Origin of the sequence: Streptomyces boncukensis, from assembly GCF_011045075.1 — a bacterium.
Classification (GTDB): Bacteria; Actinomycetota; Actinomycetes; order Streptomycetales; family Streptomycetaceae; genus Streptomyces; species Streptomyces boncukensis.
Window position 1 is genome coordinate 1 of record NZ_JAAKZZ010000063.1, and the last position, 22993, is coordinate 22993.

General features: G+C 69.8%; 33 protein-coding genes and 1 pseudogene. 1 reads left to right on the forward strand and 33 read right to left on the reverse strand.

The annotated features are described in order from the left end of the window. From G5C65_RS09115 to G5C65_RS09225, 23 genes and pseudogenes are all read right to left on the reverse strand, one after another. Positions 1 to 2448: pseudogene (locus tag G5C65_RS09115) on the reverse strand (phage tail protein); the annotation flags it as partial. 16 nt (positions 2449 to 2464) lie between these two features. Continuing rightward, positions 2465 to 2611: a hypothetical protein gene (locus G5C65_RS09120; protein ID WP_165298216.1), complete on the reverse strand. Its 147-nt coding sequence runs from the start codon at positions 2609 to 2611 to the stop codon at positions 2465 to 2467. Between the two features lie 11 nt (positions 2612 to 2622). Beyond that, positions 2623 to 3030 carry a hypothetical protein gene (locus tag G5C65_RS09125; RefSeq protein WP_165298217.1) on the reverse strand — a complete coding sequence of 136 codons (408 nt, stop codon included), beginning with the start codon at positions 3028 to 3030 and terminating at the stop codon, positions 2623 to 2625. A 12-nt stretch (positions 3031 to 3042) separates the two neighbouring features. Beyond that, the gene (locus tag G5C65_RS39080) at positions 3043 to 3450 is read right to left on the reverse strand and encodes a hypothetical protein (protein ID WP_241265663.1); all 408 of its coding nucleotides are present in this window, start codon (positions 3448 to 3450) and stop codon (positions 3043 to 3045) included. 3 nt (positions 3451 to 3453) lie between these two features. Further along, positions 3454 to 3753 carry a hypothetical protein gene (locus tag G5C65_RS09135; RefSeq protein ID WP_165298218.1) on the reverse strand — a complete coding sequence of 100 codons (300 nt, stop codon included), beginning with the start codon at positions 3751 to 3753 and terminating at the stop codon, positions 3454 to 3456. 3 nt (positions 3754 to 3756) lie between these two features. Beyond that, complete coding sequence (locus G5C65_RS09140; protein ID WP_165298219.1) at positions 3757 to 4188, reverse strand: hypothetical protein; 432 nt, start codon at positions 4186 to 4188, stop codon at positions 3757 to 3759. A gap of 1 nt (position 4189) precedes the next feature. Continuing rightward, the gene (locus tag G5C65_RS09145) at positions 4190 to 4945 is read right to left on the reverse strand and encodes a hypothetical protein (RefSeq protein ID WP_165298220.1); all 756 of its coding nucleotides are present in this window, start codon (positions 4943 to 4945) and stop codon (positions 4190 to 4192) included. 2 nt (positions 4946 to 4947) lie between these two features. Continuing rightward, entirely contained in the window at positions 4948 to 5406 is a 459-nt protein-coding gene (locus G5C65_RS09150; protein ID WP_165298221.1) for a hypothetical protein, read from the reverse strand. After that, positions 5403 to 5807, reverse strand: coding sequence for a hypothetical protein (locus G5C65_RS09155; RefSeq protein WP_165298222.1), 405 nt, complete (start codon positions 5805 to 5807; stop codon positions 5403 to 5405). Before G5C65_RS09155 ends, G5C65_RS09150 begins: the two co-directional genes overlap by 4 nt. A 2-nt stretch (positions 5808 to 5809) precedes the next feature. Further along, the gene (locus G5C65_RS09160) at positions 5810 to 6856 is read right to left on the reverse strand and encodes a hypothetical protein (protein ID WP_165298223.1); all 1047 of its coding nucleotides are present in this window, start codon (positions 6854 to 6856) and stop codon (positions 5810 to 5812) included. Between the two features lie 16 nt (positions 6857 to 6872). Further along, positions 6873 to 7439 carry a hypothetical protein gene (locus G5C65_RS09165; RefSeq protein WP_165298224.1) on the reverse strand — a complete coding sequence of 189 codons (567 nt, stop codon included), beginning with the start codon at positions 7437 to 7439 and terminating at the stop codon, positions 6873 to 6875. A gap of 9 nt (positions 7440 to 7448) precedes the next feature. Next, the gene (locus tag G5C65_RS09170; RefSeq protein ID WP_165298225.1) at positions 7449 to 7895 is read right to left on the reverse strand and encodes a hypothetical protein; all 447 of its coding nucleotides are present in this window, start codon (positions 7893 to 7895) and stop codon (positions 7449 to 7451) included. A gap of 2 nt (positions 7896 to 7897) precedes the next feature. After that, positions 7898 to 8353: a hypothetical protein gene (locus G5C65_RS09175; protein WP_165298226.1), complete on the reverse strand. Its 456-nt coding sequence runs from the start codon at positions 8351 to 8353 to the stop codon at positions 7898 to 7900. Continuing rightward, positions 8350 to 8814 carry a hypothetical protein gene (locus tag G5C65_RS09180; protein WP_165298227.1) on the reverse strand — a complete coding sequence of 155 codons (465 nt, stop codon included), beginning with the start codon at positions 8812 to 8814 and terminating at the stop codon, positions 8350 to 8352. The genes G5C65_RS09175 and G5C65_RS09180 overlap by 4 nt, the downstream gene beginning before the upstream one ends. Positions 8815 to 8829: 15 nt before the next feature. After that, positions 8830 to 9330 carry a hypothetical protein gene (locus G5C65_RS09185; RefSeq protein WP_165298228.1) on the reverse strand — a complete coding sequence of 167 codons (501 nt, stop codon included), beginning with the start codon at positions 9328 to 9330 and terminating at the stop codon, positions 8830 to 8832. 88 nt (positions 9331 to 9418) lie between these two features. After that, positions 9419 to 10765, reverse strand: a complete 1347-nt coding sequence (locus G5C65_RS09190; RefSeq protein ID WP_165298229.1) for a phage major capsid protein — start codon at positions 10763 to 10765, stop codon at positions 9419 to 9421. Positions 10766 to 10775: 10 nt separating this feature from the next. Continuing rightward, on the reverse strand, positions 10776 to 12215 hold the full coding sequence (locus G5C65_RS09195; protein ID WP_165298230.1) for a head maturation protease, ClpP-related: 1440 nt from the start codon (positions 12213 to 12215) through the stop codon (positions 10776 to 10778). Between the two features lie 87 nt (positions 12216 to 12302). Further along, positions 12303 to 14033, reverse strand: coding sequence for a phage portal protein (locus G5C65_RS09200; protein ID WP_165298231.1), 1731 nt, complete (start codon positions 14031 to 14033; stop codon positions 12303 to 12305). After that, positions 14030 to 14209 carry a hypothetical protein gene (locus tag G5C65_RS09205; protein ID WP_165298232.1) on the reverse strand — a complete coding sequence of 60 codons (180 nt, stop codon included), beginning with the start codon at positions 14207 to 14209 and terminating at the stop codon, positions 14030 to 14032. The genes G5C65_RS09200 and G5C65_RS09205 overlap by 4 nt, the downstream gene beginning before the upstream one ends. Further along, positions 14206 to 15555, reverse strand: a complete 1350-nt coding sequence (locus G5C65_RS09210) for a phage terminase large subunit (RefSeq protein ID WP_338146291.1) — start codon at positions 15553 to 15555, stop codon at positions 14206 to 14208. Before G5C65_RS09210 ends, G5C65_RS09205 begins: the two co-directional genes overlap by 4 nt. Then, the gene (locus tag G5C65_RS09215; RefSeq protein WP_165298233.1) at positions 15552 to 16043 is read right to left on the reverse strand and encodes an ATP-binding protein; all 492 of its coding nucleotides are present in this window, start codon (positions 16041 to 16043) and stop codon (positions 15552 to 15554) included. The genes G5C65_RS09210 and G5C65_RS09215 overlap by 4 nt, the downstream gene beginning before the upstream one ends. 147 nt (positions 16044 to 16190) lie before the next feature. Beyond that, on the reverse strand, positions 16191 to 16562 hold the full coding sequence (locus G5C65_RS09220) for a DUF3846 domain-containing protein (protein ID WP_241265664.1): 372 nt from the start codon (positions 16560 to 16562) through the stop codon (positions 16191 to 16193). Between the two features lie 45 nt (positions 16563 to 16607). Further along, on the reverse strand, positions 16608 to 17015 hold the full coding sequence (locus G5C65_RS09225; protein ID WP_165298234.1) for a WYL domain-containing protein: 408 nt from the start codon (positions 17013 to 17015) through the stop codon (positions 16608 to 16610). A gap of 107 nt (positions 17016 to 17122) precedes the next feature. Here G5C65_RS09225 and G5C65_RS09230 point away from each other — a divergent pair, with 107 nt between their 5' ends. Next, positions 17123 to 17335 carry a hypothetical protein gene (locus tag G5C65_RS09230; RefSeq protein ID WP_165298235.1) on the forward strand — a complete coding sequence of 71 codons (213 nt, stop codon included), beginning with the start codon at positions 17123 to 17125 and terminating at the stop codon, positions 17333 to 17335. A gap of 354 nt (positions 17336 to 17689) precedes the next feature. Here the strand turns inward: G5C65_RS09230 and G5C65_RS09235 are convergent, their stop codons facing one another. The 10 genes from G5C65_RS09235 to G5C65_RS38455 all read right to left on the reverse strand — a co-directional run. Next, positions 17690 to 18205, reverse strand: coding sequence for a hypothetical protein (locus tag G5C65_RS09235; RefSeq protein ID WP_165298236.1), 516 nt, complete (start codon positions 18203 to 18205; stop codon positions 17690 to 17692). 155 nt (positions 18206 to 18360) lie between these two features. After that, positions 18361 to 18774, reverse strand: a complete 414-nt coding sequence (locus G5C65_RS09240; protein WP_165298237.1) for a hypothetical protein — start codon at positions 18772 to 18774, stop codon at positions 18361 to 18363. 152 nt (positions 18775 to 18926) lie between these two features. Next, positions 18927 to 19325: a hypothetical protein gene (locus G5C65_RS09245; protein ID WP_165298238.1), complete on the reverse strand. Its 399-nt coding sequence runs from the start codon at positions 19323 to 19325 to the stop codon at positions 18927 to 18929. Positions 19326 to 19474: 149 nt separating this feature from the next. Beyond that, positions 19475 to 19696, reverse strand: coding sequence for a cullin (locus G5C65_RS09250; protein WP_165298239.1), 222 nt, complete (start codon positions 19694 to 19696; stop codon positions 19475 to 19477). A 185-nt stretch (positions 19697 to 19881) separates the two neighbouring features. Continuing rightward, positions 19882 to 20145: a hypothetical protein gene (locus tag G5C65_RS09255; RefSeq protein WP_165298240.1), complete on the reverse strand. Its 264-nt coding sequence runs from the start codon at positions 20143 to 20145 to the stop codon at positions 19882 to 19884. Position 20146: 1 nt separating this feature from the next. After that, positions 20147 to 20884: a hypothetical protein gene (locus G5C65_RS09260; RefSeq protein WP_165298241.1), complete on the reverse strand. Its 738-nt coding sequence runs from the start codon at positions 20882 to 20884 to the stop codon at positions 20147 to 20149. Between the two features lie 149 nt (positions 20885 to 21033). Further along, positions 21034 to 21420 carry a hypothetical protein gene (locus G5C65_RS09265; RefSeq protein ID WP_165298242.1) on the reverse strand — a complete coding sequence of 129 codons (387 nt, stop codon included), beginning with the start codon at positions 21418 to 21420 and terminating at the stop codon, positions 21034 to 21036. 14 nt (positions 21421 to 21434) lie between these two features. After that, complete coding sequence (locus G5C65_RS09270) at positions 21435 to 22094, reverse strand: hypothetical protein (RefSeq protein ID WP_165298243.1); 660 nt, start codon at positions 22092 to 22094, stop codon at positions 21435 to 21437. A gap of 5 nt (positions 22095 to 22099) precedes the next feature. Beyond that, the gene (locus tag G5C65_RS09275) at positions 22100 to 22780 is read right to left on the reverse strand and encodes a nuclease-related domain-containing protein (protein ID WP_165298244.1); all 681 of its coding nucleotides are present in this window, start codon (positions 22778 to 22780) and stop codon (positions 22100 to 22102) included. Continuing rightward, the coding region (locus G5C65_RS38455) for a hypothetical protein (protein ID WP_206441426.1) at positions 22777 to 22993 on the reverse strand (217 nt) is incomplete at its 5' end. The genes G5C65_RS38455 and G5C65_RS09275, both read right to left, overlap by 4 nt.

Sequence of the window (22993 nt, forward strand, 5' to 3'; positions counted from 1 at the left end):
GCCCCCGCCCCGCACCCCGCCGTGCGCCATACCGCCGACGATGCCGCCGTGCGCCCGCCAGTAGGAGCCGCCCCGGCCGAACGTCGCGCCCTTCGTCGCCTTCCTGCTGATGACGTAGTTGGTGCGGATCGTGACCGTCTTCCCCCGCACCGATCCGATCGCGTTCTTCGCACGGCGGATCTGCGCCTGAAGCTGCGCGATCGTCGCCCGAATGCTGGACCGCTTCGACTTCGGCACGCTCCGGATCTGCCGCTTCGCCCGCGCGAGCTTCCGCTCCAGGTCGGAGATCAAGCCGCGCAGCGTGTGCCGCTTCGACTTCGGCACCGACCGGATCCGCCGCTTCGCGGACTTCACCTTCCGCGCCAAATCCTCCAAATTCCCCTTCAGCCGGGCCGTCTTATCCGGAGTCTTGAGGATCTGCGCTGCCAGCTTCTTCGCCTCGGCACGCGTCAACCCCATCTGAACCGCGGACTGGATCAATTTCTTCCGACCCCGGTCGTAGATGCCGTTCACGTGCGACCACGAGCGACCCGACTCCCGCGCCGTCGTCGCCGCTTCGTCTGTCTTCGCCGCGAGGTCCTGCAAGGCACTGGCCGCATTCCGTGACTTCTCGCTGTTCAGCACCAGTTCGCCGCGCCGCATCCGCAGCGCGCCCGCATTCTGCCGCGCCGCCTTCGTCGCCGCGTCGATCGCGGCCTCGAACCCGATCATCCCGCCGAGACCGGCTCGCTGGGCGTCGTTCAACGCCTGAATCGCCTGCCGGAGCCCGTCCGCGGACTGCTTCTGGCTCTCCAGCTTGGCCTTCGTCGCGATGGCCTGCTCACCGAACAGACCCATGCCGCGAGCTGCCAGCTCGTTGTTGGCCTTCAGCTCCGCCATCGCAGCCCGGTACTCCGGCACCAACGCGTTGAGCTCCTTCATCGAGACGCCCTGCTCACGCGCGGCCCGCTTGATCCTCGCGAACGACTGGGCGGCGACATCGGCATGGCCACCCTTCACCAGCCCAGCCAGAGCCTCGTCAAGCCCCTTGAAATCCTCCTTCAGCGCGTTGAGGCTTTCCCCGCCCTTCGCCATGTCGTTGATGGCGCCCGCGAGCTTGTCGGCCGCATCATCGAGACCGGGAATCCGGAAACCGAGCGCGGTTTTGTTCGCCTTCTCGGTCTCCTTCCCGAGCTGCTTGATCTTCTTGACCAGGCCGTCGACATCTCCGAATGTCTTTTGCAGCTCACCTGTGAAGCGGCCGGTGTTGGCCAGCTCTTTCAGGCTCGTTGTGAGCTTGTTGATGTCCGGCGGGGCGCCGCGTGCCCGGTCTGCGAGCTTCTTGATGCCGAGGGCCGCCGCCGCGAGACCACCCGCGATGATGCCGAACCGTGCGCCCCGCGACAGGGCGCCCCACGCCGCGCCCAGCGCCGCCGTGCGCGTCGCCGCTCCCGCCGCCGCTGCCCGCATCGCGATGATCGCCCCCGTGAACGAGGCGACACCCCCCGACAGGGCCGCCAGCCCGGCCGCCCCCAGCCGCAGCAGCCGGAACGCGGTGTAGAGCTGGAGCAGCTTCGTCAGCAAACCACTGGGGACGCTGGCCACCAGCTTCGCCAACACGTTCACCACCTGGAGCAGCCCCACACCCGTCTGGCTGGCCGCCCTGAGCAGGTTCGTCAACGCCCTCGACAGGTTCGTCAACGCCTCGCGCACGAGGGGCGCGTTCTCCTGCGCGAACTCCATGAACGTCCGGATGCCACCGCCCGAGGAACTGCTCTGAAGGCGACGGGCCAGCCGGATCACGCCGTCCGTAGCCCGACGCAGCGTCTCCCCGGCGAACTCCTCGAACCGTGCCATGAACCGATCGAAACCAGGCGTGGCCAGACCTCCCGCGGCGATCGTCACGAACCGGTCCAGCTCCCGGCTCGTAGCCCGCACCAGTCCCGAGGTTTTCGGCAGCAGCGCCCGGAACGCCGCGAAGCTCTTGGTGAATACCGGCATGGTGCTGCTGGCCAGGCTGTCCGACCATTCCTGGAAGTCATCCCGCAGCACCATGAACCCGGCCGCGGCCTCCCGCGTCGGCTGCGGCAGACGCGCCATCTGATCCGCCAGCTGCCGATGCGCCTTCACCGCCTCCGCAGACCGCGCGCCCGACTTCTGCACCGCGTCCTTGTACTCCGTCTCGGCCTTCGCCGCGTCCGCCAAGTTCTTGATCTGCGGCACCGTCGCCGCGCCGAACGCGAGCATCGCGCCGGCCGCCGCGCCCAGCCCGGCCGCGATCGGTGCGGTAGCCGCCGCGATCGGCAGCAGCGCCGGAGCCAGCGACACCGCATTGGCCCTGAGCGACCCCACGTCCCGGTCGGCCTGCGCCGCTGTGCGCGCGAGCCGGTTGATCGACTGGTTCACCCCAGCGAGCCCGCGCCCGGTCGCGTTGGTGGCCCCCACGATGATGTTCACGGTGTTCGCCACGGGTCACCTCGCTTCGCTACTCGTACTCCCCGCCGCCCTGGTCGGGGTCTGGCTCATCTGGGGTGCCGAGCCGCTCGATCGCCAGCAGTCGCAGCACGCTCACGTCCTCGTCCTCCAGCGCGGACGGCAGACAGTGGAACTGGCGGCACAGGCCGAGCGTCATCTCGGCTTCGATCAGCTCGCGCGGCTTTCGGACAGGGGTTCCATCGGGATCGTGGCCTCCGGGGACTGCCCGCCACCGGGCGAGCTGTCCGGCAAAGGGTCACCCTGGATGACCCCCGTCAGCGCGTCGAACCAGAAGCCCGCGATCTTCTGCATCAGGTCGGCGTCCTCAGCGTCCACCGCCTCCGGCGTCGCCGGGATCGGCTCACCCGTCTCCTCATCCTCCAAGTTCCAGGAGATAAGCGACCGGGCGAACTCCTCCAACTGCGAGCCGACATCCGACCGGTCCACCTCCCCGATGCCCAACAACTCCTTGTAGTTCCGCAGCGAGAGGCTGCGGAGACGCACCTCCAAACCGGCCAGCTCGTGATCCTGATCGAACTGGAGGTGAATGATGCGACGCTGGCGCTTGTAGCCCATGGCAGCCCCCTCTCAGCTCCAGCTCGGGACAGTGCCGTCGCTGAGCACGCCAGGCACCGCCCACGTCAGCGCCCCGTCGTCCGCACGCGTGAGGGGGTAGTCCGTGTACAAGCACTCGTTCGTGAGGGTCTGCCCGGACACCACGAGCGTCGTCGTCCGCGCCACGGACGTGGACGGCACGGTCTTGAACACGTCATGCGACTGGTCTGTCGCATCGTTGAAAACGCCGTTCAGCGTGACCGAGAAGTCCGCCAGGAGCAGCAGCCGCTCCATCGCGCTCTTGTCGATACCCGTCACGTCCTGCACCGCCCGCGGCGTGGCGAACTCCAGGTTCGTGACGTCGTTCTTGATGTCGCGGGCAGTGCCGGAGCTGTCGTCTACCTCGCACGTCGTCCAGCCGAGGCCGCTCTCCTTGGCCATGCGTCAGCCCTCCTTGCCGATGTCGTCGTGGCCGGGGGCGGGCTGCCCGTCCGGCGGGGTCCAGCCGAGCGCCACCAGCGCTCGCGCGGTGCGGTCGGGGATGGTCACGGTCGCGTCGGCCTCAGCCGTGATCTGCGGGCACTGCATGTCCACGTGCGGCCATTGCACGTCCACCACCAGGTGCGTCTCTCCGCGCTGGGGATCGACCCGCAGGATGACACCTGCGGCAGCCCGCGAGATGTCCACGCCGTTGACGCTGAGGACACCGGTCCCATCCCGGTACGCGGTGATCTGCGTGTCCATGCGTCACCCCTTCTCTCGCTGGTCAGATACGCACTGCTGGTGCTCGCCGAAGTCCTCGATCCAGTCGCGGGCGTTCTGGTGCTGCCGCTGCCGCCCGGTGGGGTTGCCGCGCCAGTCGCCGTCGCGCACCAGGTACAGCTCCGGCCGCGTCCGGTGCTCCTGGAAGCAGCGCTGGCCGCTCTGGAAGCGGAACACCGTGAGCCCGTTGGCCTTGTGCAGCTCGCGGAAGGTACGCCCGGACTGGGTCCGGATGTACGCGGCCTGCCGCTGGCCGAGGTCGGTGGACTCGTCGACCACGGAATCCCAGCCGCGGGCCCACGCGGCGCAACCCACCTGCTCACACGCCGCCTTGACCAGTCGATCGGGCGGGGTGTGGATGCGGTATGTCTGGTACGCCTGCACGGGCGCGGACGGCGTGATGCGGTTCATCTGCATGTCAGAACTCCGTGTTCACGTCGTTGCGGGCTACGAACACGGCGAACTGGAGATCGCTGAACCCTCCCGTGGTGGACGTGGCCACCCGCAGATATCGCTCTACGGTCTGGGAGCGGCCGGTCTGGATCCGCTCGAACGTCGGCCCGCTGGTGACCTGCGTGAACGCGCCGCCAGTGACGCCGGTGAAGGCGTCCCCGGCGCCGTCGTCGGAGGACTCTTCGATCGTGATCGTGGCGTCCGTGCCGGTGAAGCTGGTGACGTGGAGGTACGCCTGGAGGCCGAAGCTGGTGGAGCCGGTGCCGAAGTCGACGCTGCTGCCGTTGGTGGCGCCGCTGTCGGTCCGCACTCCGGCGGTCATGTTCTGTGTCCATTCCAGCCCGTAGGCGTTGGCCTGCGCCGCCACGCTGAACGTGAGGCCGCCGTCATCGCTGCGGGTGCCGTCGTAGCCGATCTGCTTGGAGATCAGGCACGCCGCCGGCGACCCCAGCGAGGTGCCCCGCAGATACGTCACGAGCTGATCCGCCGTCGGCAGCGCCGAGAGTCGCGCGTGCGCCCGGTCGGTCGCGTCGTTGAAATAGGCGGTGTATTCGATCGTGCCGTCGCGTTTCCCGCCGAGCCGCTCCATCGCCGACTGGGTGATGTCGGTGACCTCCAGTGGGCTGTTCGGCCCGGCGATGCTGCCCAGGGCGCGGATGTCGCCCCCCAGGACGTAGCCGCTGACGTACAGGTCGTCCCCGAGGCCGGACTGTTTGGCCATGCCTATGCCTCCTGGGTCCAGAGATCGGAGACGATCAGCGGGAGCTGGATCGTCATCACGCGGAACACGGTGCTGTCCTGTTCGAGGTAGCCCGCCTGGGCATCCATCGGGTCGCCGTAGGCACCGAGGAGATCCACCTGCTGCACGGCCCCGCCGAGGGAGAAGTCGCCGCTGTAGGCGTCCATCAGGGCGTCTGTCGCCTCGGTGAGGTGCGGGTCGATGGTGTCGGGGTCCTGGGTGTCGGCGGGGATGTAGAGGCGCACGCCCAGCTCCAGCCGGACGCTGGTGGACGCGAGGCCAGACGCTGCTGGTACGGGGGTGATGCGCTGTACCCACAGCGCCGCCGTCAGCCCGTGGCCGGGCGGGTTCTTGGGCTCGTGCCCGTTGACCCGCTCGAAGCGGGCCAGGGTTAGCGCGTGGGACTCGGCGCGGGACAGCAGGTCGTTGATCGCGAGGCTCATTCGAACCGCCTCCTGTAGCGGCGGGAGAACAGCTGCTCGGCGATGTTCCGGGCCTTGCGGTCGAGCAGGGCCTGCGTGCGCCGGAACGTGGCGTATCCCCGAAAGCGGGTCTCGGGGAAGTTGCGGGAGCCGGTGCCCTCCAGCCACGGCCCGTAGATGACGCCGCCGTCCGAGACGACGTGACGCCCCCCGGCCGCACGCACCCGCACCTGGGACTGGTAGTAGCCCGTGGGGTGTTTGAGGACCTGGCGCAGCCGCTGGTGCACCATCCGCGCACCTTCCTCCGCTACCTGCTTCTCCACCTCGTCCGAGTAGTCGGCGGCGGCCCGCGCGGCGCGGCCATCGAACAGCGGCCCGCGCACCCGCACCTGTATGCCGCGGCCCTGGTATCCCGTCGCCATGGCTACACCGCCCTCGTGCGCGCTTTGCGGCCGTGGGAGACGTACACCCGCTGCCGCAGGTCACGCAGACCCCGGCCGGAGCTTTCGCGCTGGTTCTCGCCGGCGCCGACGGTGCGGGCGTAGCCGCTGCTCTTCTGCAGCACCGTGTTCATGGCCAGCGCCTCGACCAGCTCCCGCACCGGGCCCGGAGGGTCCCAGCGGTACACCGTGGCACTGGTGGAGTGCGTGGCCGCCGTGGTGCCCAGCGCGCCGCGCGTGACGGTCAGCGTGCGGGGCGCGAAGATGTCCGCACCGGAGGAATGGGCGGCCAGCGTGGTGCCGTCCCAGCTCCTTTTGACGGTGAGGTTGTTGCCCGCGATATCGGTGATGAGCATCCGCTCGGAGTCGATGAGCAGCACCTCGCCGACCGCGTATCCGGTGCCGTCCGACACGGTCACGGTCTGGTCGCTGGTGCTGGCGGTGAGGTTGCCGCCGAGGTTCTGGCCGGTGTCGAGCTGCGCCCGGCCGGTCACCTCTATGCGCTCGTCGTCCACGCGCAGCACGCTGCCGACACCTGCCTCTGCGCTGGTGTCGCCGTCGACGTCGACGCCGGTCTCCGAGGCGTCCAGCGCCTCGACGGTGGCGCCGAGGGTGGTCTCGTTGTTGCGGTAGCCCCACAGGCCGGTGATGACGATGGACTGCTGGTGTGTGTCACCGGCGGAGAAGCTGGCGCTGCTGGACAGGTCGATCTCGATGCGGTTGTACGGCGGCCCGTCTGCGGACGGCTCAAGGAAGAAGTCCGACGCGCTGATGGTGGTGCCGCCGCTGGCGAGCGTGGCGACGCTGATCAGTTCGTGCTGGTTCAGCCACAGCCGCCAGCTCCTGGCGTACGACTGGTTCGGCCAGTTGAACTCGCGCGTATCTACCGTCGGCGTGAACTCGCGGTGCGTCAGAGCCTCCACATCCCGCGAGGCGGCCTCGATCGCGCGGTCAATCATCCGGTTGGACCGGGCCACCTCCGGGTAGTCCAGGCCGCCCTTCACGTCCTCCCTCGTGGCGTACCACACCATCGAGGCTCACCTCCCCTCATCGGATCGCGCAGAACAACGGGATGTACGCAGTGTTAGCAGTGAAGTCGATCGGGTCCGGCAAACTCGTGTTCGAGCTGCCGTTGTACGCCGCCCGGTAGTCCCCCACGGACAAGCCGATGTTCGTCAGCCCCGGCCCGCCAGCACTCTGGGACGCGCGCGGGATCTGCGGCCCTGTCGAACCGTTGAACAGGAACGCGACCCGGTACAGCCCCTCCGCCAGCTCGCCCACCGCCGACAGGTCCAGCGAGACCACGCCAGTCGAGTCAAACAGGGTGGTCTCGCTGGCCAGCAGAGTCCCGCTGGGCCCGTACAGGCCCACCAGGCACTGATCCGCCGTCGGTGACGACGCGGTCGACGACACGTAGTAGTCGATGGCCGTCGGGTGGAAATCCTCGTCCACGGCCAGGGCCTCCAGATACAGGCGCCCCGCCGAGAGCGTGAGCACCGTAGAGCACGAGTCTGGGTTGGTGGACCACGCCTGATAGCCCTGCCGGGAGGGGGTGCGCAGGCCCTGCAGTTTCAGCAGGGCGCGGGCCTCGGATGCAGTGGAGATACTGGACACGGGGCTACCTCACGGCGTTGTCGGGCCATCGCCAGCCGTCGTATCGGCATCGGAGTCCGCCTTGCGGGTCCGTTTCGAGCGGTTCCCCGTCGTTGGGGCACGCTTGCGGGGGGCGCGAGCGCTCTTCTTCTGCGAGGTCTCGGGCTTCTCGGGTGATGCTGATGAGCTGTTCCCAGGAGATGACGGCACCTCCGTAACCGTCTCCGCTTCGCCGTCGGGCTGGTCGGCCAGCTCCGGGCCGTGCTCGCTCTGGAGCTGGCCGGTGTCCGCATCAGGCCAGGTGTCGCTGTCGCCCCAGGCGCCGCCGGTGACGACAGCTCCGGCGACGCTGGGCCCACCGTGACGGGTGATCTTCGGCATGTCGTCCTCCACGCGCTTCGTCGACTTGCAGTGCGGGCACGCCGACAGGCCCACCGCGTAGGCGGTGGTGCACTCGGCGCACTCCCACAGGGCCATGGCTACGCCGCCGCCATCGACGCGCCGTCATCCAGCGGCACCCACGTCACCACCCAGGTGATCGCGCCGTCCGTGCCGGTGGACACCGACTCGATGTCACCGGCTGCGAGTACGATCGGTGCGCGCAGGGTCTCCACCGCGCCGCCGATCGACAGGACCGCGCCGCCCGCATCACCGGTGAAGCCCAGCAGCTCGCCGGCGGCCGTGTCGGTCGTGCCGATGTCCCGCTCAGCCACGAGATCGACGGTCGTGCCCGTGGTCGGGTTGAACTGCAGCTTGTAGGTGTTGGCCACGGTGACGGCCGTGTCCACCACGCCGTAGATGGAGGTGAGAGCCACCCGGCCGCCGGACACTGTGAACAGCGACACGGTGGAGCTGGCCAAAGTGCCCGTCGCCTTCGACTCACGCTCACCGAAGTACAGCGCTCGGTAATCCGCGCCTTGGACGATCGTGCTCATGCGCTCACCACCGATGCGCCGTTGTCCAGCGGGGTGTACAGCAGGTCCCAGGCCACCGACCCGGTGTTCGATGCCGCACAGTCCAGCTCGATGTCGCCCTCGGACAGCACCAGCGGGGCAGCGAGCAGCGGGTTCCCGATCAGCAGGTCCGAGCGCATCGCGTCCCCGACCGTGCCCGAGATCGTGTACAGCTCCCCGACGGCGTCGGCGGAAATGTCCAGCGCTGCGCACAGGTCCTGATCCGCGCCGGTTGCCGTGGGATTGAGCTTCAGCTTGGTGTTGTTGACCTGGGTCTGGATGACCGTGGTCACCTCACCCACCAGGCCCAGCAGCAGGACCCGGCCGCCCGACACCGTGAACAAACTCCCGTCCGTGGACTGCGGCAGCGTGGCCGTCGCCCGGGACACGAGGATGCCCTGCGTGATCGTGCGAACCTGATCGCCCTGAATGATCACACTCATGACTCGTTACCTCTCTCAGGCGTTCGGCTGGGCCAGGTTCTCCGGCGCACGCTGCACCGCGAGGTCGTACATCACGTAGAAGGCGCAGCCGACGTGCGCGGTGCCCGGATCCGCCACGTTCACCGAGATCCACTCGAAGCCGTCGGACAACTGCGTCGAGTCGACCTCCATGACGACCAGGACCTCGTTGGCGTCGTCCCAGTCGGTGTCCGTCACCTCGGAGGCGGCGGTCTGGGTGTTCGCCGTCCAGGTCTCATCACCGTCCAGCGTCGCCTCCGATTTGACGTAGTAGGTGTCGACCACGTCGAGGTCCTGGCTGGTGCCGCCCGATGCCGCGTCGTGCTCCCGCACGTCGAACGTCGGGTTCTCCGCGGCGGTGCCGGTGGCGAGGTAGCCGACGATCGCGACGCCGCCGTAGTTCTTCAGGTGCAGCCGATGGCCCGTGTTCGCGGCGGTGGCCAGGTCGACCGGCACGATCGCGCTGCCGATGTCGAAGTGCCGTCCGAGCGCCTTCATGGCGTGCTCGCTTTCTCCGAGGGGGGTTCATTGCCCTCGGGGTCGGGCCCGGGGCCGGGGTGTGAATGCCGGCCCGGGGTGCGATTCGTCAGGCGCGCGCGGCGATCTTGACGAACGGGCTGAGAGTGTTGGATCCGGTCTGCGGGGTGATCGCGGACTGGATCCACGGACGCCCGTCAACCCGCGCGATCACACGCATCGCGGTCTGATCGTTGCTGAACTTGAAGTGGGTGCTCGTCTCGGCCTGCATGGCCTGCCGGTCACCGATCAGGTAGTAGCCGAAGTCCACGAGGTTGATGTCGCCCGCGTCGCCGCGGGTGGATGCCTTCTCCGTGAAGATCACCGGGCGTCCGAGGATCCGCATGGGGGGCGCGGCCTCGCCGCCGCCGTCACCGATCCACACCGCCGACCCGCCCGTGCCGACGGACAGCGCCATCGTGGCCAGTTCGGGGAAAGTGTCGTTGTTCGCCACCCACACCGCCCGCGACATGCTGCTTGGCAGCATGCGGGCGTACATCTTGACAAGGTTCTCCCACACGATGGTGTCCGCCGCCTGCCCGGACTCCTTGGTGATGGAGATCGCGGCGGGGGCGTTGAGGTAGCCCAGCGGCTGGCCGACGCCATCGCCACTCGTGAACGCCACGTCCTCGAACCACGCGAGGGCTTCCGGATAGCTTTCGTTCATGAACTGCTCCAGCGAGATCAGGCTGTCCTGGAACAGCTCGTTGGGGATCTCGCTGTAGAGCGTGAGCTTCTTGGCCATCAGGTTGATGCGGCCGAAGCTCGGGGAGCTGTCGGTGAGGGTGCCGCTCTCCTCGGTCCAGTAGCCGGTGATCCCACCGTGCACGCTGGTCGCGTTGCTGGTGGAGTCGATCATCGGATAGGGGACGGTCAGCGTCTCCATCGGCACCACGCGGGCCCTGGAGCGCACCACGGCCGTCTCCAGCGCGACGCGCAGCAGTTCAGAGCGCAGCTGCTCGGGGATCAGGAACCCGCCATCCGACGGCACGCTGGAGCCAAACGAGTTCTGGATCTTCTTGATCTCCGAGCGTGCCGCGAACGCTTCCTGCGTGGTGGCACCCGCCCACGTCGCCGTGAGGTACGACGTCCAGTCGGTGAACTGCTTGTCCAGGCTGGCCCCGGGCGCCTTCGCGTTGTAGTACCGCGACCGCGCGACCGGCTGCGCGTCCGGCGCCAGGTTGAGCCGGTTGATGCCCTCGATCTGCTCGCCCTTGAGAATCTCGGCGAACTGCCGCTGCGTCTCATCCCGGATCTGCTGCTCGATCCCCGGGTCGCTCTTGGCGTACTCCCGGGCGTAGTCCGTGATGAACTCACGCAGCGTGTCCTGCGACTTGAGGATCTCGGAGCGCCGCGAGGTGTCGCTAAGGGCCTCGGCCAGCTCGTCGCTGGTGCGCGGGACAGTCGTAGGTGCCACTTTGCCTCCTTCAGGCGGTCGCCGCGCCGGACGACAGGGCCAGGGGGGATTCGTCGGTCAGGTGGGCCACGAGCCGGGCCCAGTCGTCGTCCAGGGTCGTGAGGTGTGCGGTCTGGGCCGCCCAGCCGTCTGGCGTGGGGGGCGCCTCGGTCGGCTGGGCGGTGTCGGGGTGCCCTGGCGGCTCGGCCTGGCCGGTCGTCTCGGCGTCGGCGTGGGCGTGGGCGTGGTCCTCGGCCTCGTCGCCTCCGCCACCAGCTTTGAGGTGGGCGCGCAGATGCGCCTCGATCGTGGCCTTCTCGGACTCGGGGATGCCCTTGGTCTGCGGCAGTCTGCTGAGGGCGTTGCGGACGCCGGCCATGACGGCGGCGCCCGGGGTGCCGTCCTCGGACACGGTGTGGTGCGGGAGCTTGCAGGCGGACTTGGGCACGGCCCCGTCTTCGACCTGGTCGCCGTCGTACCACGCGTACATCTTCTTCGCGGTGGCCACCGGCACCGGAGAGGGGAGTTTCTTCTCCTGTGCGGGGCCGTCCCACTCGCCCTCAGTCGTCCCGGTGGAGTGTTTCGGGACGGCGGTCGCTTCCAGTGCTGGCGCGCCGGTGTCGGCGGCCACCAGGCGCCGCAGCATGTCCTCCAGCTCCGTGCCGACGGCGCCGCGTACGTCGATCGTCAGGGTGCTGCTGCTCCCATCGGTCGGGGCGTCGCTGACCGGCGCCGCACCGTGCGCCGTGCCGCCCTCAGCCGTGGCCATCGGCGGCGCGGGCGCGTCCTCCCGCCCGGCGTACCGGAACACCGACAGGTCCCACCGCGCGGCCGTCGCCGGTTCCCGCTCCTCCTCTTCGCGTTCGCGGCGGCGGGGCATCGGGGCCATCTCATCGGCCAGCCCGGCGTCCACAGCCTCGCGGGCGGAGTACCAGGTCTCGGCGCGCATCCGGACGCGCCACTCGTCCATCGTGCCGCCCGCCTTGTCGGCGTACGCCTCGGCGATGTTGTCCGACTGGCGGTCGAGGAGATCGGCCATCTCCCGCATGTCGGAAGCGCTGCCGATAGACAGCCCGGACGCGTCATGGATCATGAGCTGCGACTGGGGCATCATCACGAGCCGGTCTCCGGCCATGGCGATGACGGACGCGATGGAAGCGGCGATGCCGTCCACGTACACCGTGACGTTCGAGGGGTGGGCGCGGAGGGCGTTGGCCATCGTCACGCCGTCGAAGACCGACCCGCCAGGGGAGTTGACGCGGACCGTCATGCGGGGCGCGGTGATGCCGCGCAGTTCCTGCACGAACTCTTCGGCGCCGCCGCCGAACCAGCCGCCGATCTCGTCGTACACGAGGACCTCGGCCTCGTCGTCCGCGTTGCGGATCTCGTACCAGGCGCGGGCCTTGCTGCGGGGTCGGGCGTGGGTGGCGAGGTTGGCGCGTGGCTGCGGCACGGTCTTGATCCACGGCATCCCGGCGCCCTCCCTACAACGGGCATGACAACGTTGTCAGGACTCATTGTGCACCATCCCGCACGAACACAACCCCGGCCGCCGGAATCACTCCTCACCACGCCGCTTCACGACTTTGCCCCGGCAGCTGTTGCCGTACCGCTCCCCGACGCAGTGGACGTAGCCCTCACCGCCCGGGTAGTCCTCGTAGGCGTCGGCGCGGTTGCGGTACAGCGTCCCGTGGTTCTCCCGGCACGGGCCGCAGGTGTTGTCGTCGATGACCTCGACGGCCTTCCACCGTCTAGCGTCCTCGACTTGGGGCAGGCCGGTGCCGAGCATCAACGCTGTCGGCTCCGGCTCAGCCTCCGGGCTTGGCACTCCTGGCTCCGCCTCGTTCGGCTCGCGCTTCGGCTCAGACGGCGGGCTGCCCGCGTCGAGTGGCGCGCCGGCGTCGGCGAGCATTCGCCGCGCCTCCTCCACCGTCAGCACCGACCCGACACCGGCCGCGAGCTTGGTGACCAGGTCGGCCAGGTCCAGTGGAGAGCCCTGCCACTCCTGCGCCTCGGGCAGGTCGTAGCCGAGCAGCGGCAGTACCACGGGGGCCAGCGTCGGTGCACCCCGCACGATGTCGACGAGCAGCTCCTGCTCCGCGGTGACGCCGCTCATCTCCGGCAGTCCCACGGCCTGCAGCACGTCGGGCCCGGAGAACTGGGCGGCCCGCAGCGCGCGGGCCGCCTCGGCCTTGGAGGTGAGCTTGCGGGCCTCGGCTTCCACGTCTTCGGGTACCGGCGACTCGTAGTCGAACTCCAGGCCCTGCGTGGTGGCGCCGAACATCGACAGCAGCTCGGAGTTCAGCGCGGCCTTCATCGCCTCCAGTTCGGGGACGACCAGCCAGCGCGCGAACATCGCCTCTCCGGCCTCGGCGTTGGCGCGGTTGACGTCCTCGGTGGTGCCGAGCATGGCCTTGGGCATGCCGTATGCCTCGCGGATCACCTCGCGCGACACGGAGCGCAGCTCGACGAACTGCATGTCCCGTTGACTGAAGCTCCGGTCGACCCACTTCATGCCGCCTTCGAGCAGTGCCACCCGGTGGGCGTTGGCGACGCCCTTGTGTTGCTCGTTCCACCGCTTCGTCAGGTCGTCGAACTCCTGGTCGTCCAGGTTCCGCTCGACCTCGACCACGCCGCCCGGCTCGGCCGAGTTGAGGAAGAAGTTGCGGTTCCACTCCGCCGAGTACCTGGTTGCGTCCAGGTCCATCAGGATCGACTGCACGGGGCCGATTCCGCGGTACGGGTCCAGGGGCGACGGGGTCCGGATGAAGATGACGTCCTCCTTGCGGAGGGCGACCTGCTCCCCGGCCGGGCCGTAGTACAGGTATCCGGTCAGGTACTTCTCCGGGTCCGGTACCGGCTCGATGCGGTCCGGGCGCACAGGCCACAGCTCCAGCGGCATCCCGCCACGACGCACAACCACCCACCACTGCTCACCGGTCAAGAGCTTGTGCTGCGCCCCGGCTTCCGCGAACACCTGCTGGTTGAAGTACGGGTTGGGCCGGTTCCACAGATCGAGCGCGGCGTGGCTGGTGACCTCCTGCCGGTCCTCCGGCTTCCCCGACTTGGCCTTGCGGTACAGCTTCCATTCGGCACCGCCGACCGCCTTGGACTGTCGGTTGACGATGGCGAAGAGCGTGCCCACGCTCGACATGGCGCGGAGCTGCTGCTCGCGGCCACTGCGGTGCAGAAGCGGAACCCGGCCCCGGGCGCGCGGCGTGTAGGGCACCGGCGGACGCCCGCCGCCCCGGGACGTGAGAGCGCTCAGCGCGCCGATCGGGGACCTCACCGCCGGTCACCTCCGTCGTTCGTCAGGTACTCCAGCAGCAGCAGGGATACGCCGCCTGCGGCGAGTCCGGCCCACGTGCCCAGACCAATCCACGCGGACGCGGTCAGCGTGCCGAAACCGCCGGTGGTGAGCAGCGCTGTGCGAGCGCCCCGCAGCTTGCCGATCATGCTTGTCATCCCAGCCACCTCATCCGGGGCCGCCCGCCGAGATCCCGCTCAGCGACCATGTACCGCAGGGCGTCCATACCGTGGTCGCTCTCCTTCACCGGCACCTCCTTGGGCGGCTTGCCCGGCTTCTGGTCCCACACGTAGCCCTCGATCTCCTCGGCCGTGCTCGCGGGGAGTTTGGCGTCCTCCAGGTCCCGGTCACGCTCCAGCAGCGCCCCCTGCACCAGGACCAGGCGGGGGCGGCCGTCGCCTGCGGGCTTGAGACGGGACTGCACCGCCTGAATCCCGTCGCTGACCGTCTTTTTGGCGGGGCTGGTGGACATGCCCAGGTGCCGCTCCAGCGTGGCCCGGTCCTCGGCGTCGTGGTCACAGATCACGGCGCGGGGGCGCGGTTCGCTCCACTGCCCGTTCCGGTCGGTTACGGCGGCGAGGATGTCCCGCGCGTGGTCCTCCACCAGCCGCCGGGTGCGGTACAGCTCCCGGTACAGATACAGCCGCCCGTCGCCATCCTCCGCCCACCACTGCGCGACGAACGGGTTGGTGAACCCGAAGTCGACCGCCAGCCACCGCGTCCACTCACGCGGGATACGGAACGGCGCGACCAGGTGGACAGCCGGGTCCCAGCCGTCGTAGATGACGCCCTCGGCCGCGGCCCACTTGCCGTCGCGGAGACGGAGCCGTCGGACGCCGGTGAGGGCGTCGAGCTTGGCGAAGTAGTCCCGCCCGGCCCCCGTCACCGAGCCGTCGGCGTTGACGTAGGCGGGATTGTCGACGTGCCGCGACTCCAGCATCGTCAGCTTGCTGCGGTCGGCGCGCTGCTTGAGCCAGTGCGTGGGCGCGCCCGGGTTGCAGGCGGCGAGCTGCTGCTGCCACGACAGCCGCCCGTTCCGCAGCCGGGTGCCGAGCGTCTCCCAGTCGGTCTCTGTGAGCTCGGTGGCCTCGTCCACGAACACGAGGTCGTACTCGGAGCTGAGGACCTTCTCGGGCTTGTCCAAGCCGCCGACGACGATCACGGAGCCGTTGGCGTAGCGGTAGGCGGCGGCCTCGCGCGGTGAGCCTCCGAACCACTTCACGATCCCGGCGACCAGGGCCTCGGCGGCGACCTTCTTCTCGAACGTCACCAGCGTCGTACTACCGAGGCTGACGGCGGTCTTGCGGGCGATCAGGCACCGGATCCCGGGCGTGTGCAGCGCGGCGAAGTGCAGCCGGTACAGGCACGCGAGGCTCTTGCCGGTGCCGGCCGGGCCGGACATGACGACCTCGGAGTCGCGGGTACGGAACAGCGTCTTGGCGGCGCCTCGGGGCTCGTACCGCACTACCGCGTCGCCAGCCTTCTCCACGGCCGGGGCGGTCACTTCAGCTCCTCGGGGTCGATGCCGACCAGCTCGTACCGCACCCCACCGGAGATCTCCGTCTTGGTGGCGGCGTCCAGGCCCTCCAGCCTGCGGAACGACTCACGGATGGCGCGCAGTTCGCGGATCGCTTGGATCTTGGGCCCGTCGTCTGGGATCGGGTCGCCGTTGTCGTCGTAGATGACCTTGCCGTGGGAGACGGTGGGGTGGTCGCGCTCCAGCACCTCCAGCGCGGCCACGTACAGGTCGTCGAGCCGGGCGGCTTCGACGGCGCGCAGTTCCTCTGCGGGTTCGCGGACGATGGCGGTCAGGGCGCGTTGTACGGCGCGCCAGGCGTTGCCGGGGTCGGCGTAGCCGAGTTCGGCGGCGATCTGCCGGTAGGTGCGGCCGTGGGCGCGGAGCTGGGCGGCTTGGGCGTCGCGTTCGGCGGTGTCCGGGGTGCGGGTGAAGCGGCCGTTGCCGTCGCGAGCGGGGTTGCTCTGGTCGCGCATGGTGCCTCCCCAACCCGTCATGACAACGTTGTCATTGTCATGGTAGCCGCGCCCACCCCACAAAGGGTCCGCTCCGATGAGCGACGGAGCGGACCCCGGGGTCGGTCGCGCGGCCCGCGCCGAGACGGACACGCGCGGCGGCCCGGTTTACTCGGTGGTGTCGCGCAAGGCGGTGAGAAGGGCGTGCGTACCGTCACGCGTCACCGGCACCGTGTCGCCTTCGTCGTCCACGCCGCCGGTGAGGAGCACCGGCCCGTAGTACGGCTGGTGGGTGAACCCGTGGCGGCGGGCGAGGAGCGTCGCGGGGACGTTCACGTCGTCGACGTGGGTGTACATCCCCTCGTCGTCGATCCACATGTCCAGGCGGGTGGTGAGCGCGACGACGTCCACGAACCGGCAGCGCAGGACCGCGTACATGACGGTGAGCCGCTTATCGGAGTCCGCCGGGAGTTGGATCTCGACCAGGTCGCCGTGGGGTGTGAGGAGGAGGGATCCGGGGGTGTCGATCATGGCGCTCATGGGGTTCCGTTCCGGTGAGAGGTTCGGTGTGTATGGCGGGCCGGGTCAGGCGGCGGACTCGGCAGGCTCGACGTCGTAGCGGTCGTTCCAGTAGTCGCGGTCTTCGCGGGCGATCTCACGGGCGACCACGTCGTCCGGAGTGCGGATCTCCAAGACGGTGAGGGTGACCGGCGCACTCTCGGCCGGGCGCTCCAGGAGGAACCGGCCCCGGTGGAGGGTGTAGGCGCCGATGCGGTCGAGGCGGAACGTGCGGCGGTCGTGGGACTGCCGGTCCATCGCCTTGACGATCAGGGCGCCGGCCCTGGTGGTGGCGATCTCGTAGGGCTCGATGGTGCGTACCGATTCGGTGCCGTCGGCTTTGGTGTAGGTGATGGTGACGGGCTGGTGGCGGTCGAGTGCGCGGTAGAGGTCGGCGAGGGTGGCCTCGGTGGTCTGGTTGGTGGTGAGCTTCATCGCTGTCCCCTTCCGCCTTGGTGTACGTACACCTTAGGCATGGGTGTACGTACACCGCAACCCCTTGGAGTCCTCTTTCTGTACGTACACCCGCTACCATCGAGGACATGCCAGACGCCCCCAAGACCCAGCACCGATCAGTCCGCATCTCAGACGACGACTGGCGCGACCTCCTCGCCGCAGCCCAGGCCCAAGGCAGCGACCGCGGCACCGTCATCAAGGAGCTGATCGCGTGGTACCTGCACCGTCCAGGCGCAACGCGGCCCCAACGCCCCGCCCCCACCGCCTGGCAGTCCACCGACAGCACGAAAGAGACCTGACCATAGGCGCGAGCGATGCCCAACCCGCCGGCCGGTGTCGGTGGGGCGTGTCAGACTGGTGCGCAGACCCGCGGGTGGCGGGCAGCAAGAAGCGGGGCGGACTCTCGGGCGTGGAACCGCCCCGCTTCGACGTTTCCGCCCGCCAGCCGGGCCCGTGCGGGCAGACTGCCGGTATGGCTCTGGCGTACACGGTGCATGCCGCGACGGAGCGGGCGTGTGCCGCCGAGTTGGAGCGGTTGTGCGCGGTGCTGGGCGCGGAGCCGTGCCTGGCACCGCGGGAGGTAGCGCCAGGCACGGGACGCTGGATCGCGCGGGCCCGGCCCGCTCCGTCAAGTGCGGCGCACGGTCGATCGGTCAGCGAGGTTTGAGTGGCTCGCAGCCCTGGATGGTGACAGTGCCGTCCCCCTTGGTGAGGGTGATGATGAGCCGCTCTCCGCGGTCCGCAGTCTTGGCCTGGGGCAGCTTGTCGCCCTTGGGCTCGGTGGTGACGGTGCAGAGGTCGACGACTTCGTTCTTGGCTCCGCCGGATTCGTAGGTGCCGGCTGGGATGTCTTCGCCGACGACGTAGTCCCCGTCGCCGTACCGCTTGGTCTTCTCCTTGTCCGCGGGCGCTTCCTTGGGTGTGCCCGTGTCCTTGTCCTTGGGTTCCTCGGTTTTCTGCTGGCTGCCGGTGTCGTCGTCGCTGCTGTCATCGCTCACGGTCAGAGAGATAATGACGATGATCACCACGATGGCGGCGATGATGCCGATGGCTACGACGATGACGCCGAGGCAGCTGAGCCCGAAGATCTTCTTGGCGCCGGGGCCCTTGGGCGGCTGTTGGCCGGGCTCCTCGGGCGGCGGCGGTGAGGGCTGGTTCCAGTTGGGCATGATCCCTCCCGGAGGTGTGGCGGGTGCCGCAGGAGGGTGCGGTACGCCTGCGCTTTCATGCTGCGCGCGTGGCGCGCGGTTCGCATGCGGAGCGGATGTGCCCGCCACAGCCGCAGGTGACACGCTTCATTCGGCGAAAGAGAGTGGTCACGCGGTCACCCGAGAGTGCCGTCGACAGAGCGCTTGTAGCTACGGCGCTGGGCAAGCGCGGCGGTGGCGGTGGTGCCGTACCAGCGGTTCACGCCGTCGTCAGTGCTGTCCGGCTGGGGCCAGCGGCCTCGGGAGAGGTCGGCGCGGATCGTCCCGGCCGTGATGCCAGCGCCGGCCTCCTCCAGCTGCTGGGCGGTGTAGAGGCGGCGTGGCTGAAGCTGGACGGCAGGGCGGGCGAAATGCTCACCGATCACTCTGTCGACGGCGGCGGAATCGTAAACGTGCCAGCGACCGCGTTTGCCGATGGGGGCGGGCCAGTCCGGATGGCGCGCCCACTGCTTGCGGACGGTGTCGTAGCTGCGGCCGTGGCGGTCGGCGATCTCGCGGAGAGTCTCGCCCTTTGGGGCGCGGTCTACCATGGAGGGGCCCGTTCCTTTCTGGGATTGGCGGTGACCGGCAGGGGTTTTGCGGCCACGCCATAGGCGTGGTGGGTTTCGGCCCGGCCCCTGCCGGTCTTGGGTTTCCACAGGGGATGCCCCCGGCTGGCTGCCGGGGGCATCGGGTCGGAAGGTCAGTCCGTGGCGTTGCCCTCCTCTCCGAGCCACCTGTCGACGTCGCCGATGTAGGACTCTGCGGTTTGGAGGGTGAACATCACCGCGTCTGCGCGGAACTCCTGCTGCCCCGGTTCGGCCTGAAAGGCCATGTAGGTCTTGATCAGGTCGACTGCGGACAGCCAGTGGAGGTATGACGCGTACAGGTGACCTTGGATCTCTGCGGGCATGGGTACTTCCCGAGCGATCTCGTAGGCCCTGGCGACGCCTGCGACGCACTGCTCGATCCGGATGTCGCTGTCGGCCCTGGGGAGGTCGATGGCGATGGGGAGTGCGCTGGAGGTCCGGCGCAGCATCCGGTAGACGAGGGTGAGTCGCATCATCATCGCGGTGACGGTGATGTCTTCGTCGTGGGACATTCCCTGTCCTCTCTGTTGAATTGTGCGGTTAGAGGTCGGGGTTTGCGGCCCCTGCCCTCTTGGTCTCTATTATGCCTTAATGGTGTCCTGAATTGCAACACCCTCCGGCGTAGGAAACCCGCCCCGGCACACACCGGAACGGGGATGTCCTACTCGGCCCGCCGCCAACCCCTCAGCCGATCACCGAGCCCCACCACAGCCGTCAGACGCGCCCCCGCCAGCTCCCCGCGCGGAATGCCCGTCGCCTCCACGATCTCGGCCACCGAGTACCGTTCCGGCTCCGCACGCTCCTCCGGCCGCACGTCGGCCACGATCTCCGCCTGGTCGCCGAACAGCAACAGCACCCGCACGTTCACGCGTTCCTCATTCACTCCTGGCCCTCCTCGGTCCCGGTCTCCTCGTCCTGCTGCCGCCTCGTCTCCTCGTTGCGGCGTCGCAGTTCACCCACGGACATGGTCCGCTGGAATGGCATCCTGTCGTCCTCCTGTCTCTTCGCTGAGATGGGTGTCGGGGGCCGGGCTGGTCGTGCGCCACACAGGCCCGGCCCGGGCATGGGTCACAGCAGCCCGGCCCACCGGGCTACGTCGTCCGGGGCCACGCCCGTGACCGCCTTGATGGCGACCAGGAGCAGCAGCACCGCGGCCGTGACGATGAGCCCGCGGGGGCTGGGTGTGGCGTAGTGCACGTGGTCGCCGTCCGGGGGCGTCATGCCGTCGTGGACGGCGGTCCTGTGTCCGGTCTCGTCGCGGTGGGCGCCGCGTCTGGTGGTGTGCACGGCGCCGGACGCGCGGCAGGTCCGGCAGGTGTAGCGGTAGGGCATCTCAGGGGCTCTCCCCGGTCGGTTCGGCGGGTGTAGCGGGCATCGCTACGGTCGTAGCGGCACCCGCTGCAGGGCCCGCTACATCGCAGGTCGCGGCGGGTGTAGCGGGCGTAGCTACAGATTCAGGGGGGCTCTTGGGCGTGATGGTGGAGAGGGGGCCGAGGAGGGTCTCCAGGTCCTCCCGGTGCACCCCTCGCGTGACCGCCTCGGCAGCCCCCGGCACGGCACCCTTGGGGGCCCGCACTTTGGCCCGGGTGGGCACCCCCCGCTGCTCTAGCACGCGGCGCACTTCGGGGGCCCCGTGGCGGGGGTCGGCGCCGGCCTGGTGGAGGGCGGCGACGATGTCCCGCAGGTGCACCCCGCGGGTGTCTCCGATCAGGTGGGCGCACAGGAGCAGCAGCGGGTCCGGACCGGAACTCTTCGTGGGGGCGGCAGGGGGTGTCTCCGGCGGCCCGGTGGAGGGCTCCGGATCGGGTGCCGGGGCGGGGTGCGGCTCGGGGGCTTCTCCGTGTGCGTAGGCGGTCGCCAGGAGCGCCACGGTGGCGATGCCGATGATCCAGGGCAGCACTCCCTCGGCGGCGGCCCACTGGTAGCCCCACCACGTCAGGAAGGCGCCGATGCCGTAGCGACCGGCGCGCGACCGCGCGGACGCTGTGCGGGAGGGCTTGGGGCGCCAGGTGGTGACCAGCCTGCGCAGTCCGTCGGCGAGGCGTCGTGGTGCAGCTCGGGCTCGTCGCATGCCGGCTCGCACCCGGCGTCGGGGCCACGCGGGTGCGGGGGCGCGGCGGATCGGAGCGGCCACGGTCCGCGCGGTGTACACCCAGGCGCGGCCGACGGCTTCCCCGGCGCGCTCAGCCCGGCACGGCTGCTCATCGGTGCACATGGTCGTCAGCCCGCCAGGATTTTCACGAACGAGCCGATGATCCCGGAGATCTCGCGCCACAGACCGCTGGAGGCTGCGGCGGCGGTCATCATCAGGAACCCGAGCACGGTGGAGGCGACCAGCCGGGGCCGTGTGTAGTGCCACCATCCGAGCAGGGCGAGCGCGACCGCCGCCGGGACGACGGAGAACTGCGTCCCCGCGTTGTCGACGACGTCTTTCCCCTTCTCGGCGAGGATCGACCAGGGGCGCCCGGTGCGCGCGTAGCAATAGGCCAGGGCGGCGCCTGCGGCAAGTCCCCCGGTACTGGGGATGGTCTGGCCGCCCTTGCGTGCGGCGGCGACGACCACGACGGTGAGCACGAGGGACAGGCCCTGTAGGCCGATCTCCAGCACAGTGCCTGGCTCCTTCAGGGGTGGAGGAAGAGACTGATCACGGTTGAGGTCCACACGGCGTGTCCGGCCCAGGCGACGGGCAGCACGGTCTGCGCGGTGCGGCGGTGGATCGCCCAGCCGATGAGGCAGAGCACGACGGAGATGCCCAGGGGCGCGTCGTCGGTGTGCTCCAGCAGCCAGGGCGTCAGCCCGATGTGCCAGGCGGCGGCGATGCCGGTGACGCCGTAGAGGAGCTGGCCGGCCCGGGGCTTGGCCTGCACGGTGGTGACGAGACGCCGCGCGCGTTCGCCGACGGGCGGCCGTGCGCGTTGGGCCTGGACGATGCGGTCGGCGATCCGCAGCGGGTCCCAGTTCGGAAGCTCCGGCTCGGGCGCCTCGGCGTCGTCGGTCGCCGCGGGCTCGTCCGCGTCTGCGGTCGGCACATCGGGTTCGGCCGGGGGCGGCTCAGGCTTGAGGTCGAGCTGTTCGCCGTGGCGCCAGTCCGGCAGGCGTCCGCCGCCGATCGTCCGCGGGCGCGTGTCCGGTCGGTGTCCGGTGTCCGGGCGGCCGGCGTCCCCGCGGTCGGCGTAGAGCCGGTCCCACCAGTCGTCCGTGGACGCGTCGGGGCCGACGCCGTGCTGGAGGAGATAGTGGCGGGCGCGCTTCTCATCGGCGCCGGGTACGTCGTGGCTCACGGTGATCACCTGCGGTACGGGGGCAGCAGCCGCTCCGCCCGGGCTGCGAGGTCGTCTGACGTGCGGTGGGCCGGGGTGTGGTCGAGAGCGCGGATCACGGCCGCGGCGCGGTCGGCGGGCACGATCCGGATCCCGCCGAGCTGCAGCTCGCCACCGTCGACCGGGGCGCCGTGCATCACCACGAGCGGCACGACGGGCGCGCCGAGCGCGGCGGTGACGGCGGCGGCTTCGTGCCGGGTGCCGTCCAGGCGGGCGGTGACGTCGCGGGTGCCGTGCAGCAGTCGGCCGCCGACGACGCGCACGCGCCAGCGCGCGGACCAGTGCTTGGTGTCCACGAGCACGGCGGTGCCGCGCGGGGATACGGCCAGGTGGTCCACGTTCGCGCGGCCGCGCGGGAGTGCCCGGTCGTGCAGGAGCGTCCAGCCTTCGCGGCGCAGTGGGGCGAGCTGGGCGGCGGTGGCGAGTTCTCCGGCGGCCCCGGCTGCGTACCGCTGGGCGAGACGTCCGGCGCGGGTGCGGATGCCGGCCAGTTCGGCGAGCCGGACGAGTGGTGTGCGGAGCTGGCGGCCGCGGGCGGCGGCGGAGGCTCCGGCCCCGGTGCGGGGTCGGGGGTAGGGGTAGTGGTGGCGGTAGAGCCAGACCGCTGTGGCGGCGAGGACGAGGAGGACGGCGCCGGTGGCGGTCATGATGCGGTCTTCTTCCGCTCGATGCGTTTGCGGGTGCGGGTCACCGTCGCGGCCAGCTTGGGGTTGTCGCCGTGGACCTCCCGGACCCGTGTGAGGAGTTCGCTCTCGTCCACGGAGGGGTTTTCCCGGAGCACGGCCCGGATGGTGTCGGCGATGGACGGGCCGCCGCCGACGGAGCGGAGTGGGGGCGGAGTCGGTGTCCGGTCTCCTATA